This window comes from Arachnia sp. (assembly GCF_057238465.1).
Window position 1 is genome coordinate 14892 of sequence record NZ_DBHHFZ010000006.1, and the last position, 15953, is coordinate 30844.

6 protein-coding genes are annotated in these 15953 nt (G+C 67.1%); 3 read left to right on the top strand and 3 right to left on the bottom strand.

Translation table 11 applies throughout. The features are described 5' to 3' along the window. Positions 1 to 185: 185 nt before the first annotated feature. On the top strand, positions 186 to 842 hold the full coding sequence (gene deoC, locus ACO6D6_RS07825) for a deoxyribose-phosphate aldolase (protein ID WP_484784673.1): 657 nt from the start codon (positions 186 to 188) through the stop codon (positions 840 to 842). Positions 843 to 886: 44 nt separating this feature from the next. On the opposite strand, the gene ACO6D6_RS07830 is transcribed toward deoC, so the two are convergent. From ACO6D6_RS07830 to ACO6D6_RS07840, 3 genes are read right to left on the bottom strand one after another with little or no spacing between them, the layout of a single operon-like run. Next, on the bottom strand, positions 887 to 1930 hold the full coding sequence (locus ACO6D6_RS07830) for a Gfo/Idh/MocA family oxidoreductase (RefSeq protein ID WP_484784675.1): 1044 nt from the start codon (positions 1928 to 1930) through the stop codon (positions 887 to 889). Further along, positions 1927 to 2856, bottom strand: coding sequence for an SDR family oxidoreductase (locus tag ACO6D6_RS07835; RefSeq protein ID WP_484784676.1), 930 nt, complete (start codon positions 2854 to 2856; stop codon positions 1927 to 1929). Before ACO6D6_RS07835 ends, ACO6D6_RS07830 begins: the two co-directional genes overlap by 4 nt. Beyond that, on the bottom strand, positions 2853 to 10262 hold the full coding sequence (locus ACO6D6_RS07840) for an amino acid adenylation domain-containing protein (protein WP_484784677.1): 7410 nt from the start codon (positions 10260 to 10262) through the stop codon (positions 2853 to 2855). Before ACO6D6_RS07840 ends, ACO6D6_RS07835 begins: the two co-directional genes overlap by 4 nt. 174 nt (positions 10263 to 10436) lie before the next feature. On the opposite strand from ACO6D6_RS07840, the gene ACO6D6_RS07845 reads away from it, so the two are divergent. Continuing rightward, a complete protein-coding gene (locus ACO6D6_RS07845; protein WP_484784678.1) occupies positions 10437 to 15185 on the top strand; it encodes an amino acid adenylation domain-containing protein in 4749 nt (1582 codons plus the stop codon). Then, on the top strand, positions 15182 to 15928 hold the full coding sequence (locus ACO6D6_RS07850; RefSeq protein ID WP_484784679.1) for a thioesterase II family protein: 747 nt from the start codon (positions 15182 to 15184) through the stop codon (positions 15926 to 15928). Before ACO6D6_RS07845 ends, ACO6D6_RS07850 begins: the two co-directional genes overlap by 4 nt. Positions 15929 to 15953 lie beyond the last annotated feature (25 nt).

Genomic DNA, 15953 nt, shown 5'->3' on the forward strand with positions numbered 1-15953 from the left:
GCCAGCCCACCTGCCGAACGCCAGCCCTCCTGCCGAACGCCAGCCCACCTGCCGAACGCCAGCCTTCCCGTCAAACGCCAGCGCTACAGCGCAAGCACACGACCACAAGGCAAGCGTTTCCGCCGGGCGGGGTGGCGGACGCGGGGCTGTCCGCGGGTTTGGTCGCGACCGGCTACCCTCGGCACATGGAGATTTCCCGGGACGCACTGGCGCGCATGATCGACCACACCCTCCTTCGGACCGACGCCACACCGGCACAGGTCTCCGCGCTGATCGCGGAGGCCAAGGAGCTCGGCACCTTCTCGGTGTGCGTGTCGCCGTCGATGCTGCCGCTCACCGACGACCTCGCATCGTTGAAGGTGGCGACGGTGTGCGGGTTCCCGTCCGGCAACCACACCCCGGCGACGAAGGCCGCTGAGGCGGCGGAGTCGTCGCGGTTGGGGGCCGACGAGATCGACATGGTCATCAACATCGGCCACCTGAAGGCCGGTGAAACGCACCGGGTGCTCGAGGAGATCACCGCCGTGCGCGAGGCCACCACCGGGATGTTGAAGGTCATCATCGAATCCGCAGCCCTGACCGACGAGGAGATCATCACCGCCTGCCGGGCCGCGGAGGAGGCGGGCGCCGATTTCGTGAAGACATCGACGGGCTTCCACCCTGCGGGTGGCGCCAGCACTCACGCCGTCGCGCTGATGGCGGCTACCGTCAACGGCCGCCTCGGGGTCAAGGCCTCCGGTGGTATCCGCGACTGGGCCACCGCCCAGGAGATGGTCGCCGCGGGGGCCACCCGCCTGGGGCTGTCCGCCAGCCGCGCCATCCTGGAGGGCGCCCCGGCCTGACCTGTCAGGACGGCAGTCGGCGACGACCAGCGCTTTCCCGAGTATCAATCATCTGCGAGGGCATCTAACCAAGCCGCATCCACAGGGGAAACATTCCCATTGACGGTCTCGGGTAGGCCGATCTCCCGGGATAGCAGGGTCCACCACGTGGCGTCTGCAACGGCTTGGCCCACGTGCTGCCGGTTCACGCCACCGGCCGCACCGTCAGCGGCACATGCCCTGACGTCCTCGGCGACCGCCCGGCACCAGTCAACACGAATCCATTCCGCGAACACTCTCGGTTCGTGGGGACACAGCAACTCACCACGCGGCACATCACACGCCTCGGCCGTGGGCATACCGAGAACATCACGATTTCCCATGCTCACTCGCGGCACCCAGGTCAACGGTCCAGCGGCATCACCAAGAACCAAACCACCGGCGTCGGTGATCACCTCGGCGCTGACCAACCCCAGCCCACCGTTGTCCCGATCAGCGGGGTCGTGCTCGTTGTGGACCTGCAAACAAAAGCCGACCCCGCCGGCACTGCCCAGACATGTGGTGATGCCGTTGCACGACTGCCTGGCCTCCACCCTAGGAGCCGCTTGCCCGCACAACCTTCTCAGCACGGCCGCCCCCACCAACAAGGTCTGGGTTGAGGTCAGCACACGAACCTGCTTGACCCGGTGCGTGAGACGGAGTCGCTCCATCACGCTCAGGCAGCGCGCCACGGGCGGCAGGTTGAGATACAGATTACCGACCCGGAACGCAACCCCCGCACGCATCGCTTGGCCCGCCAGCTGTTTGATCTCGTCGGCGCGGATCGGCTGCTCGACCAGCACGTTCCAGCCCTGGGACAAGAGCTCCAGGGCCAGCGGGACCGCGTTACCGCCCAAGGCAGTGGACCGCAGGACCACCGAGGCCACGACCCCGGAACCCGGGGCGGGGAAAGGCCGGGAGTGCGCTGCAACACCGTGTCCGGCAGCCAGCGCCAGCGTCCTGGAGCTGCCGGACCCCAGCAGCCCGAGCAGTTCCATCCCGTCGGTGTTCCTGACGGCATGCGCGTGGACCGCCCCGAAGGTGGATCCGGCCACCAGCACCCCGATCACAATTCCCCCTCTTCGTCCGGGGCGCGGGTGATGATGCCCCCCGCTGTTTCAATGACCTGCCCGATGGCGGTTCCGGCGCGCAGCAGCAGGTCCAAGGCGGTCAGTTGCTGGGGCAGCGCCATCATCCCTGCGGTTCCCAAACCGCCCAAGACCTTCACGCAGCTGACCACCATGACAGCGCACAGCGTTGTCATCGATGCGACCCGAACACCGACTTCATCAATGCCGTCCGTGGCATGGGCGAGAACCTCGCATCCGGGAACCACCCCGTTTCCGGCGGCTGCCGACAGAGCCAGGGCGGCCTGGTCGGGTTCCATCCCCACGGCGGAGAACAGAGCGTCGCGAAATCTGCGTCCGGCCCAGGCGCTCCACCACTCGACGGGTCGGGCAAATCGTCCGTCGATCAATGCGGTGTCGGTATCTGCATAACCAACCAGGTCGACCTCGGCGTCGAGCAACGGCATCCGGACGTCGCGCCGGATTGCGGCACCCGGTCCACGGCGGGCTCCCTGGAGCATGTCCCGAGCCGCCGAACGCGACAGGGGGGCCGAGATCATCGTGCGGGAAACCACCTTCCGGTCACGCCGGGGAAGCAACAGCGGAACCCCGGTCAACACACCCGGCAGGGCACCCGCGCAGCTGACGTGAAGGGCCTGACCGGCGATCGCCACGTGTCCGGTGCTGACCACCGGAACGTGTTCCAGGGCTCTCGCGACAACCGGGTTGCACACCCAGGACGGGGTGGCATCAACGACGACATCGGCCCAGGCGATGAGCCGGGTCGCACCGGTTCGGTCGCTGATGTCGAAATGAGGGGCTCCTGCACCGGTCCGCAGGCCACGCCGCACATCGACACCATCGGACAGCAGCTCCTCGACGACCTTGCCGCCGATTTCACCCGACGACCCCAGGACCGCGACCTTCACAGCTCGCCCTCCTCGATGTCATCCGCTCCCTCCGAGCATCCAGCGGCCGCCAGGGCCGCCGCAATTCCGGCGACCGACGGGGTCTCCAGGATCTGCCTCAGCGAGAGTCGCACCCCGACGCGCAACTCCAGTTCACTGACCAGCCGGGCCGCCGACAGCGAGTCACCGCCATGGTCGAACAGCGAGTCCTGGCGACAGATCTTCGTGGCGCCCAGCAGGTCACGCCAGCAGGAAGCGACCAGTTCCTCAAGGCCGGGCAGCGGAGGTTGCCCAACGGTGTCCGGTTCGTTCCGCCCCGTGGGGAGGGCGGCCATGGCGGCGCCCCGGTCGACCTTTCCGTTGCGAGTGGTCGGGAGGTTGTCGATGATCTCGCAGACTCGCGGAACCAAGGGACCGGGAAGTCGTTCGGACAGCTGGTCCCGGACCCAGTCGGCGTCGAGGTCCGCGACATCTTCCGGGCGGTGCAGGACGAAACCCCGTACCGGTGTGCCGGAGACCATCACGTGTTCGACGAGCTCCAGGCCGACGAGCACCGCCAGGTCAGCCCATTCGGCCACCGTGTGGCAGTTTCCCCTGGCGGGGTCGGAGAGCCGGGCCGGGTCGTGGCCAAATCCGTCGGAAAGAATCACCGCCGAGAGCATGGCCTCGGGAGCCAGTGATTCGATCTCCACCGCAATCAGCAGACCACCGGGCGCCAGAGCCGCGCGGGCGCGTCGCAACGCACGTGCCGGGTCGGGGAAGGTGTGCATGCTGAGCGGGGCGAGTACCAGGTCGAATCCGCCCCCGACCCAGCAGGGAACCTCGCCGGTCGGTATCAGGGCGTCCCCGGTCAGCTCCGCGTCGAGTGCTTCCGCGAGCCGGGCCGCGACGGCGGTGGAGGTCCACCATCCGACACGTGTGGCAGGAACGGTTCTGGCGCGTTCGAGCAACCACGCGACGGCGGCAGCGGAGTCGGGCTGGTCGAAGATCTGCCGGGCGACGTCGGTGGCCGGGTTCTCCACCAGGTCGGCCACCGGACGGTGCCGGTTCAGGATTCCGGTCAGCAGATCGACGACAGTGACGTCAGGACCGGAGGGTGCCACGGCCACGGGATTCCGTGCCAGCCAGGCCCGCCAGAGTTCGACGACCTGCGTCGCGGCGGGGTCGCGAACGCCCGCTATGACCTCGGTGAGGATACCTGCGGTTCTTCTCAGTCTCTGCTCCTGGCTGGGCCCGTGGCCGGGGGCCGTGACCTCGCCCGGGATCGGGAGCGGCCCGGGCTGGATCGGCGCATGGTGCAGGGTCGCGGCCAGGGCCAGGACGGCCCCGTCGCTGCCCTGCACGACACCGGCGGCGGCACGGTCCACCCCGGTCAGGGCCTCCGCATTGACCTCGATCTCCCCGGTGGTGATCCGGTGGCCGCGGACCTTGATCTGATCGTCGCTGCGCCCGAGGATCTCCAGCAAACCACCGGGCCTGAAACGTCCAAGATCTCCGGTGCGGTAGAGCCGGCGCCCGTCGTCGGTGGTGAAGAAACCGCCCTGGTCCGTACCGATGTATCCCTCGGCAACACCACAGCCGGAGATGGTGAGCTCACCGATCACCCAGTCCGGGCAGGAAACCCCGGCGGGTGTGAGCACGTCGAACGCCTGCCCCGCCAGCGGGTAACCGTAGGGCACCCCTGCCCACCCCGGAACCTGATCCCGCCACTCGCTCGCGCTGGCCGGTTCGAACCAGTTGGACCAGATCGCCGCCTCGGTCGCGCCCCCCATCGCCACCAGGGTGGCCCACGGGGCCGCGTCTCTGAGGCGCTGGTCGAGGTTCAGCGGGACACGATCGCCGGAGACGATCACCGAGCGCAGGGAATCGAGTTCACCCGGGGTGGCCGAGACCAGCAGCATCTCCAGCAGGGTGGGAACGGTGTTCCAGTAGTTGAGCTGGTGTTCAGCGATCATCGCCGCCCAGTGCTGGGCATCGCGGCGGTGCTCGTCATCGACGAGGACCAGCAGTCCTCCCGACCCCAAGGTCCCGAACAGGTCGAAAACGGAGAGGTCGAAGTCGATCGCCGAAACCCCTATGCCGCGCCAACCACCTTCGGGACTCCAGCGGTCGATGACGGCATCGATGGTTGCCGCCGCTTGGGCGTGCGACAGCATGACGCCCTTCGGTTCACCCGTGGAGCCGGATGTGAAGATCGTGTAGGCGATGTCCGTCGGGACCGCCGGTCCGGCATCGAAACCGGTTGGCGGGGGGTTGTCCCCGGGGTTCCATGTGCTGGCCCAGGCGTCGTCGAGGACCAGTCGCAGGCCGGTTTGGTTCCTGATCGAGGTGATGCGCCCCTCCGGGTGATCGACACCAACCGGGACGTAGCTGCCGCCGGCGAGCAACACCCCGAGGATCGCGACCACCCGCAGGGCCGGATCGCTCAGCGAGACCATGACCTGTTCCCGCGGCTCCATGTTCCGGGTGCGCAGCCAGGATGCGACGCGCAGAGCCCCGTCGAGGAGCCGTCCCCGTGTCCATTCGCTGCCGTCGGCGCCGATCATCGCGGTGGCGTCGGGCTGGGACGTGGCCAGCTCGACGAAGGGGGCGTGCAGGGTGCGCGGGGTCCCCACACGAGGCCTCAGGTGACTCGCGCGAGCGGCACGTTCGGTCTCCGTGACCCCGGGAACCGGGGTTTGGTTCCAGTCACCGGTGGCCGCGAAGTCGAGCAGGCGCCGCTGATGGGTGATCGCCGAGGCGATGAATCCGGGTGGGAACAGGCCCTTCACGTGGTCCCAGTTGATCCGCACCCCGCCGTGGCCGTCGTCGCTGACCTGGTGGTCGAGCCAGACCTGACCGGTCGCGGACATCCCACCCGTGCATTCACGGAACAGGCCGCCGTCCCCGCCGAAACTCTGCTCGACGCCGAGGGCCGAGGTGAAGACCACCGGGAAACCGGTTTCACCGCCGGCGTCCCGGGCCAGCCGCGAGATCGCCGCCATGCCCAGCCCAACATGTTCGAGATCCTCCGCGAGGTTCTCCGAGACCCGCCTGACGCGGGTTGCCCACGGCTCGGTCTCGGCGACGCGATACCCGGAAACCAGCAGTGAGGTGAAATCCCCCATCACCTGTTCGATGTCGGGGTGGACGGCAGGGCGGTCGAAGACCGTGACGGTCACCGAAACGCCGTCCTGTCCGCTGAAGATCCGCAAGGTCTCGCAGAAGCTCGCCAGCACCAGCGCGGAGGGGGTCACCTGGTGATTCCGGCAGGCCCTGGTTATGGCGGACCAGGCGGATGCGTCAATCTCGATGAACTCGCGTTCGAAGACCGGCACCCCGATCTCCTCGGGTTCACGGGCCAGCGGCAGGGCGGGGGAAGCGGGCAGTTCCTCCACCCTGCCGGCCCAGTGCCGCCGGGCGGCGCTCAGCTCGGCGGCCCGGCCCGCGGCATCGCTCAGGTGTCCGGTGACGTAGTCGCGGAAATCGATCTCCGGTGGATGTGGCAGTTGCTCACCGGCATGGACCGCGTCGATCTCGCGCTGGAGGTTGAGCACCGACGCGGCGTCGAGGATCAGCGAATTGGTGGCGACGCAGACACGAGTCGCCCCGTCGAGATCGAGCACCCGGATGTCGAATGGCGGCCAGCTATTGGGCTCGAATCGACGGGCGGCCAGTTCGGTCCTCATCCGCTCAGCGGCCTGACCGCCGGCGCGGATCACCCGGTACGACGGCACCTGAGGCAACACCCGCTGGCGCTCGTCCTCGACGATGGCGCGCAACATCGGGTGCCGCGCGACGACGGCGTCGACGGCCTCACCGAGCCGGTTCTCATCAACCGATTCGACTCGGTATTCGCGGTAGAAGATGCAGTCCACACCTCCCAGGACCAGCCCGGGGTCCCGACCCACCAGGTAGGCCCGCTGCACCTCGGTCAGGTCGAAGGGCTCCAACGCGTTCTCGTCGTCGTGGGTCAGCACGGGACCGGTGACCACGGGCTCGGTGGGTGGCGTGCAGCCGGCTGCGAAATCAGCGAGCCGTGGGTTGGTGAAAACCGTCGCCAGGCTCGCCTGCCAGCCTGCCCGACGCATCCTCGAGATCACGCGCGACGCGATCAGCGAATCCCCACCGAGCAGGAAGAAGTCATCGTTCCCGCCGCGCACCGGGACCCCGAGCTGTTCCTGCCAGAAGTCCGCGACCTGCCGGGCGACGGGATCGAGGTCACCAGTTCGGGTTCCGGTGGTCTCGTCGTCGGTCTGGTGCGCCGCCAGCAGGAGACTCAGCAGGGCCTTGCGGTCCACCTTGCCGTTTCTGGTCAGCGGAAATTCGTCCAGGAGGCTCAGGAAGGAGCAGGGCCACGGAATCCGGTCCGCCTGCCAGGCGACCAGTTCGTCGATGCCCGGATCCGCGCCGGGCACGGGGACGACCGCGCCGTACATGGCCCGGTCCATGCCCTCCGATGCGACCACGACGGCCTTGGCCACCTCTGGATGGGATGCGATGGCGTGTTCGACATCGGTCAGTTCGATCCGGTGCCCGTGGATCTTCACCTGGGTGTCCAACCGACCCAGGAACTCGATCTCACCGTTCGGCAACCAGCGTCCACGGTCACCGGTCAGATAGATCCGACGCCCCCTCGGGTCGGTGATGAACTTCCTCGCGGTCAGCTCGGGATCGTTCTCGTATCCTCTCGCCAGGGCATCACCGGCGATGACGATGTCGCCCGCCACCAGGTCGGGGCAGGGGTTCAGATGGGTGTCGACGACGTCCATGTCCTGGCCCGACAGGGCGATGCCGTAAGGAATGGAGGCACCGCCCTCGTCGCCGGGGGCCAGCACGTGGCAGTTCGACCAGATCCCGGCCTCGGTGGCGCCGCCACCCGCGACGACGGTCATTCGCGGGTTGTGCTCCCACAACCGCACCCCGAGGTCAACGGGAACCCAGTCGCCGGAAACCAGGACGAAACGCAGGCCAGCGAGTTCGCCCGGTCCGCAGGTGTCGAGGAGCATCGACGCCTGAGCCGGCGCCGAGTTCCACAGGTTCACCCCGTGCCTGGTGACCAGCTCGACCCACACGCCCGGGTCGGCGTAGGTGGCGGGTGGCGGGATGACCAGGGATCCGCCGCGACCCATCACCCCGAACAGGTCGAAAACCGACAGGTCGAAACCCAGCGAGGAAACCATCAGGCCACGGTCCCCGACCCCTGTCCCCCACCGCGCCGCGACATCGTCGATGGTGGTCATGGCGCCTCGATGAGTCATCACGACGCCCTTCGGCTCCCCGGTGGACCCGGAGGTGAAGATGACGTAGGCGTCGTGATCGGGATCGTCTGCGATGCTCTCGGGCTTCCAGTCCTGCTCCACAGGAACGTCGGCGAGATCCACCAGGCGTTCCGGACCACACCAGCCGCCATCACCGGCAGAGCCGCGCCCGCAGATCACCCAGCGGGCGTCACAGACGTTCACGACGACACCGCGGCGGGCCTCGGGGTGGTTGACGTCGACCGGGACGTAACAACCACCTGCCGCGAGCACCCCGAGGCAGGCGATGACCTGCTCGACCCCGCGGTGGCAGCACACCACGACGCGCTCCCCCGGTTCGATGCCCTTCGCGCGGAGCCAGCCGGCCAGCCCCGCGGCCGCGGATGCGATCTCGCCGAATGTGTGCTCACCGGTGGCATCGATCACCGCGACACGATCAGGGTCGGTGGAAGCCGTCGCGAAGAAACCAGCATGCAGGCAGCCCAGCTCGGCACCACGTTCCTGCGCGGGAAGAGAGCCCCGTTCCCTGGCGGTGGCCAGCCAGGTCTCCCTGCGCGCGGCGCGCACCTTCAGCTGGGTCTCTGGGACCCTGACGGGACCGGCACTCGCTCCATCTCCCGCAACAGCACCCAAGGACTCGACGAAGGAAGTGAACATCGCATCGACCACGGTGTCGTCAACGACACCCTCGCGGACATCCCAGTTGACGCAGAGCCGTCCGCCGAGAACCGAGATCTGGCAGTCGACGAGGACCGTCGGCCCCTGGGAGACAACCCACGAAGGTGGGCCGAAGATCTCGATGAAGTCCGCGGAGAACAGCTCACCGATCCCCAGGGCGGAGGTGAACACGACCGGAGCGGTGCGACGCTCCGGTGTGCCACGGTTCAGGTCGCGAAGCACCTCGACGCCGGAGTAGCGGGAATGGGCCAGTGCCTCCGCGACCCGAACGGAGTTGTCCCGCACCTTCTCGGACAGGCCCGCTGCACCACCTGTGGACAGGTTCACCAGCAGCGATCCGGTGAAGTCACCGACCAGGCGGGGAACATCGGGGTGCAGGTCGGCGCGACGGAAAACCGGCATGTTCACCACGAAATCCTTGGTGGTGGACCAGGATCCCAGGGTTTCACCGAAGACGGTCAGCACCAGCACCGTCGGGGTGGCCCCCAGCGAGGCGGCCACCTCCTGCAGGTCGCGCCACTGCTCGGGAGTGAACTGGTGGGCCAGGCGACGCGAATGGACGCGTCCGTCCTGCCGGCCCGGGGGAAGCTCGGGTGCCGGGTTGACCGAGTCGAGGCGGGACGCCCACCAGGCGCGGTCGGCCTCGTGCGAGGCATCCGGTTCGGCGGTGACCGTGACGTACTGGGCGTAGCTGATGCCGGGTTCATGCCATGGGGCCTCCGGATCCCGGTAGTTCGCCGCCAGCTGTTCGAGGGCCATCTTGAAGCTCATCGCGTCGGCGACACCCATGTAGAGCTTGACGAAGGTGCGGCTGCGGGCACCCGGCAGCAGGGCCAGCCCGACCTCGAAAACCTCGCCCCGTTCAGGGCGCATGTTCGACTGGGCGCGTTCCTCCCGGATCTCCAGCAACCTTTCCTCGACGGCCGCTGAGTCAAGTTCACGCAGATCCTCGACCGGAAGGCGCCACCGCCCAAAGTCTCGCACGTACTGGGTACCCTCGGCGGTCACCACCGCACGCAGCATCGGGTTGCGTTCGTAGAGCAGCCGGCAGGCCCGCTCCATGCGTTCGACGTCCACCGGGCCCCCGTCGAACTCGTGGTAGAAGTGGGCGACGATCGGTGTCGCCCCCTCGTCGAGATGCTGCCCGGCCCAGTATGCCTGGGACATCACGGAAAGCCCGAAGGGCCGGCCTGGATCCACGTCAGGTAGTTCCACCGGTCTCGTCGCTTGCGAGCCCTGCCGGTCCTCGGCGCTGCTCTCCAGCAGGTCACCCAACGAACCGATGGTTCGGGTGGAGACGGCGTCGGTGAAAGGAATGCGAACCCCGGTGCGTGCCAGGTGCCACTCGAGCACCGCCATGAGGGAGATCGAATCCACACCGAGCATCGTCAGTTCGTCGTCCCACTCGATCTCGTCGGGATCGGCATCGAGCCGTTCGGCCAGCATCGCCCGTACCGCCTCACGAATCGTGTTTCCTCCAGCTTCCGACTTCACAGCACCACCATTCACGGTTATTCCTCGTCGTCGCCCTACCAGCTCATCCTCGTGATGGTCCACGATGCACCCCGGACACGGGATTCTGGCCCAGCTCCGGAAGCATACAAGTTTTAGGTTAGGCTCGCCTAATGCTCAGGGGTGGTGCCCCGCCTCGGCGAAACCAATGCCATCAAAGGAGTTCCAGACATGTCGGAGACCGCGACCCAGCTGATAGCCACCGCCCGCAATGCCGGGATCATGCTGTGGGTCGAACAAGGTGCTCTGAAGTTCCGTGCGCCCACCGGAACGTTGACCGGCGAGCTCCGGGAGGCCATCCGGGCCAACCGGGATGCCGTGATCGCCACCTTGCAGGAGGGCAACACCCTGACCGAGGACCCCGCGAACCAGTACGAGCCCTTCGCCCTCACCGACATCCAGGCCGCCTACCTGCTGGGACGCTCCAGCACTTACCAGACCGGTGGAATCGCCTGCCACGCCTACCTGGAGGTGGACATGGGGCCGATTGATCGCGTCCGGTTGGAGCGGGCCCTGGACCTGTTGATCGCCCGTCACGGCGCTCTGCGCACCAGCTTCCACACCGCGGGTTTCCAACAGGTCCATCCGGTTTCCGAGATCACCCGCCCCCCGGTCGCCGAGGTGGATGCGACGGGACTTCCCGCGCTGATCGCGGAGTTCTCCCACGAGGTGCTGGATGCGGAGAACCCTCCGCTGCTGCGATTGGGCATCAGCCGCGGGGCCACGGCATCCGATGACCGCCTGCACGTCTCGGTCGACTTCCTGATGGCGGACTGGACCGGCATCACCCTGTTGATCGACCAGCTCGCGGCACTGCACGCCCATCCCGAGACCGATCTCGGCGAGCCCGGCCCTACTTTCCGCGACTACATCATGGCCACCTCGTTGGATGAGTCCGATCACCGTGTCCAGGCCGACCGCAGGTTCTGGAGCGAACGGTTGGGGGCCGCCCCGGAGCCGCCGGAGCTGCCGCTGGTCCCTTCACGCGCCGATGCCCCGGCGACGTTCACACGGTACGCCCACGCGCTCAGCCCGGAGGCCACCATCGCCTTCCTCGACCGCGCCCGGGCGGCCGGGGTCTCGCCCGCGGCCCTCGCGATGAGCGGTTACGCGAAAGTGTTGGGCACCTGGTCGCAGAACCGCGAGTTCGCCCTGGTGGCGACCCTCCTCGACCGGCAGGACGCGCACCCGCGCATCGGCTCCCTGATCGGCGATTTCACCTCGACGGGTCTGGTGCCGGTCAAGATTTCGGACACCGACGACCTGACCCGCCAGATCTCATCCGGGCTGGCCGATGTGCTGGATCACCGCACCCATTCCGGTGTTTCCGTGATGCGTGACCTGAACCGCCGCACCGGCGGGGTGCAGAGGTTCTTTCCCTACGTTTTCACTGCGGCCATCGACCCGTCGCGAATCACCGAGAAGACCGCACAGGCATGGCGGATCACCGGCGGCATCACCCAGACCCCGCAGGTGTTCATCGACTGTCAGGTCTCGGTACTGAACTCACGGCTGTGTGTCAACTGGGATGTCCGCGACGGCACCATCGACGCCGATGTGCTCGCCACCATGTTCGGGTGTTTCACCAACTGGTTGGACGGTGCTACAGACGCCATCGACATCTCCGAGAAACAGCTGGCAGCCCGGCGGCGCGTCCCCGCGACGACCGAATGGCCGAACGACTGCCTGCACACCGCGTTCTTCACAACCGCCAACACTTTCCCGCAGCGAGTGGCGATCATTGACGGCGATGGTGAACACAGCTTCTCCGAACTCGCGCACCGCGCTCTCGACATCGCCGCCTGGCTGTCAGGACAGGGAATTTCCACAGGCGACCGGGTGGTCATCTGTCTGCCACGCGGGGCCGGGCAAGTGGCCGCTGTCCTCGGCGTCGTGGCCGCCGGTGGCTGTTACGTTCCCGTGGACGTCTCCCATCCACGGGCCCGCCGGGAACGTGTGATCGCCAGCTGCGGGGCCCGGGTGGTGCTGGATGCCGACGTCCTGGAAACCATCCCGCAGGCCGGTGATCCGGCGCAGGTCCGTGTCGCGAATGATCCGGATGCGGATGCCTACGTGATCTTCACCTCGGGTTCCACCGGCGACCCGAAGGGGGTCGTGATGACCCACCGTGCCGCCTTGAACACCATCGTGGATGTCCGGAACCGCTGGAACGTCGGTGACGAGGATCGTGGGCTGATGGTCTCATCGCTGGGTTTCGATCTCTCGGTGTTCGACATCTTCGGGGTTCTCGCCTTCGGCGGCTCGTTGGTCATCCCGGCTCCCTCGGACTACACCGACCCGAGTGTGTGGGCCGATCTGGTGTCGGCCCACGGCGTCACCCTCTGGAACTCGGCCCCCGCCCAGGCCTCGATGGTCTGCGACGCCGCTGCCCCGGGGGCCTTGGCCGGTTTGCGGCTGGTCCTGGTCTCCGGCGACTGGGTCCCGGTCAACCTCGGGTCCCGGCTGTGGGAACACAACCCGTCGATGACGGTCGTCGCCCTGGGGGGTGCCACCGAAGCCGGTATCTGGTCGAACTTCCATGTCGTGGCCCCGGGGGACGAGAACCGTTCCTCGGTTCCCTACGGCGTGGCGTTGTCCGGTCAGGCAATGGACGTGGTTGACGCCGATGGGCACTCCCGCCCCGACCTCGTGGCGGGAGACATCGTCATAGCAGGTGGTTCGCTGGCCCGCTGCTACGAGAACGACCCGGAGTCGACCACCGCCCGTTTCGTCGAACGGGCCGGGACCCGCTGGTACCTCACCGGCGACCGCGGGCGCTGGTTGCCGGAGGGGGAGATCGAATTCCTGGGTCGCCTCGACACCCAGGTGAAGGTGCGTGGTCATCGCATCGAGCTGGGTGAGATCGAATCGACGGCTCTGGGCTGTGAAGGTGTGGCCCAGGCAGTCGCGGTCGCTCACTCCCCCGACCCCCAAACCCCCCGGGACCGGCAGATCGCCTTGTTCGTCACCCCCACCGACAACGGAGAACGTTCCGGGCTGGCGACGTACCTCGACTCAGCGCTGGCCGTCGCGGAACGGACGGCAGCCAAACAAGGAGCCCCAGGGACCACGACCCACGACGCACGTCTGGTAGCGGCTCTCACCCATCGGCTGGCAGCCTGGCTGTCACGGCACGAACGCCACACCCTGAACATTGTCGAGTTCGCCTCCGGCGAGCCGGTGGCCCCAACCGTAATCCCGGTGATTCACGGTTTCGACTTTCAATACCACCTGTTCTCCGACGACACCGCCCATCAGGTGGTCGGCGACATGCGGCTGATCAGCCATGGCTGGGCCCCGGGAGCGGAGATCGCCACACACGACTCGTCGAACATGGTGATCGTCGGAGCCGGCATCCCACCCGAGGTCGTGGCCGCTGAACTGAACCATCTGGCCAGCAACGCCTGGGTCATCGTCCTCGGCGGCGACGACAAGGCATTGGCCAACGCCGGAGCATGCGTCGTCATGCCACTGGGCGGGGGAATCACCGGACACGTGGCGGTCTTCGACACCTTGGACGCCGAGGAGTTGGTGAAGCAGGTACGGCAGGTCCTGGCCGAGCAACTACCCCCGGGGTGGATACCCGCCACCGTCGCCGTCCGGTCCGAGTTGCCCCTGACGCCGAACGGCAAGGTGGACCGGGCCGGGCTGGTGGAACTCGCCAACGGAACCGCACCGGAAGTCGCAGTCGTCGCGGACGAGGACTCACTTTGCCTGGAGATCTGCCGGGTGGTGCTTCACCGTCCCGAGCTGGCCGCGGGCGACAATCTGTTCGCCCACGGAGCTGACTCGATGGTGATGGCGCAGCTGGTCACCGCGGTCCAGAAGCAGCTGCCACAAGCGGCCGGGTTCAGTTTCGACGTGATCCTGCGCGCCCTGATGGACGACCCGCGTCCCATCGGCCTGGACTCCTTCCTGCAGGACTCGGGAACTGGCATCGACTCCCCCGCCAGCCCCGCGGTCACACTGCCGGCCGACGTCGAGCACGGGGTGAGGCTGCTCCCCCAGGCGGAGGGTGAGGGTACGCTGCTGCGCGTGCTGGCCCCGGGAGCACTGGGCAGTTCCGGATACCTGGAGGCCCTGGCCACGAAATTGCGAATCGCTGGCCAGGTGGTGGGAGTGGAACTCACCGACCCGGCCTGGTATCTGTCGCTGCCAAAAGAGACGGCCTTCACTGAACTCGCCCAAACGGTGGCCCCTCTGGTGGCCGACCTGTCTCCGTCACGGGTACAGGTGATCGGACATTCAATCGGTGGTTTCCTGGCGGGGCACATCTCAGGTGCTCTGGGCGACCTCGGCGTCGAAACACTCGCCCCGGTGATCATCAATGCAACCCCGTTGACGATGGTTGGTTCCGACGAGCTGCTACGAGAGATCTTCTTCCTGTCGGTGGTTGGCATGCCGATCACCAACCTGGGCCTGGAGCTGTCCGATCTGATGTCACTGGGGGCGGTTATGACGGCGGCCTCCGCGTCCGGACAACTGGACATACCGGCAACCCTGGCGATCATCGGCCCATCCGATCCGACCCTCGGTGCCACCGCGGAGCGACTGCTTGGCTTCTACGCGATGAGCGATGCCGAGAGACTCGCCAGCTACGCCCGCAACCAGCGGCGCAACACCGGGGAGGATGTCGACGAAGAGCTGCTCCATGCCCAGCACGACCTGTTCTCCCACAACTACGCGGCTTCAGAATCACCCCCGCCAACTCTGCTGACCGATATTCACCTGGTGGTCTCCGACCAGGACAACTCCTACATCCCGGGAGTCGCCGAGCAGCGAGTCAGCTACTGGCGTCAGGCAACCATCGGTGAACTGCACGAGCATGCGGTACCCGGCGACCACTTCTCCTGTGTCACTCCGCCCTTGGTTTCCAAACTGGCGGACACCATCCTGCGTCTTTCCAGGGAAAACGCATGATACGCCCGGGGCTGCACACCTACACCTGCCCACGGCATGCCCCGGTGCGCATCGTCATCCTGCCCCATGCCGGCGGTTCTGCCTCCTATTTTCGCAACTGGGGTCCCGTTGCCGACAACCTGGGAGTGGAGTTGTGTGCCGTTCAGTACCCGGGACATGAGGAGCTCTTCACCGCCGCCCGGGCATCGTCCTTGGATGAACTGGCCGAGGCCCTCGTCACCGTGATCGGAGATCAGGCGGAGCGGACCGTTCTTTTCGGTCATTCAATGGGAGGATTGCTGGCCCACCGGGTCACCCAGTTCCTGGTTGCCGAGGACAATCCCCCGCAGGCGCTGCACGTCTCGGCGACCAGAGCCCCGGACCAGCCGGTCGCGGCGCCCCGTCACATTCTCGACGACCGGGCTCTCGTCTCCTCAATTGGGAAAATGTCCCCGGGTGAGGAAAATCCTTTGGAGGACGAAGACCTCGCCGCCGTTCTGCTCGACCAGGTGAGAAGTGAGATGCGCCTGGCCGAAACCCATCGCTGTGAACCCACCCCGCTCCCCTTGCCGATCACACTCCATCTGGCGACCGAGGACCCCGATTTCACGCTAGCGGATGTCTCGGCGTGGGATCGTTTCACCACCAGAGGAACGCATCTGATAACCCACCCAGGGCACCATTTCTATCTTTCCGCCCAGCAGGCGACAGTGCTGCGTGCGGTAATGGAAAATCTGCCGACCACCTCGCCATCCGGCAAGTAAGCACCTCGCCACCCAACAAACAACA

Excerpts from the sequence above, each read along its gene's own strand:
- deoC (WP_484784673.1), top strand. The coding sequence starts at position 186 with ATGGAGATTTCCCGGGACGCACTGGCGCGCATGATCGACCACACCCTC.
- ACO6D6_RS07850 (WP_484784679.1), top strand. The coding sequence starts at position 15,182 with ATGATACGCCCGGGGCTGCACACCTACACCTGCCCACGGCATGCCCCG.
- ACO6D6_RS07845 (WP_484784678.1), top strand. The coding sequence starts at position 10,437 with ATGTCGGAGACCGCGACCCAGCTGATAGCCACCGCCCGCAATGCCGGG.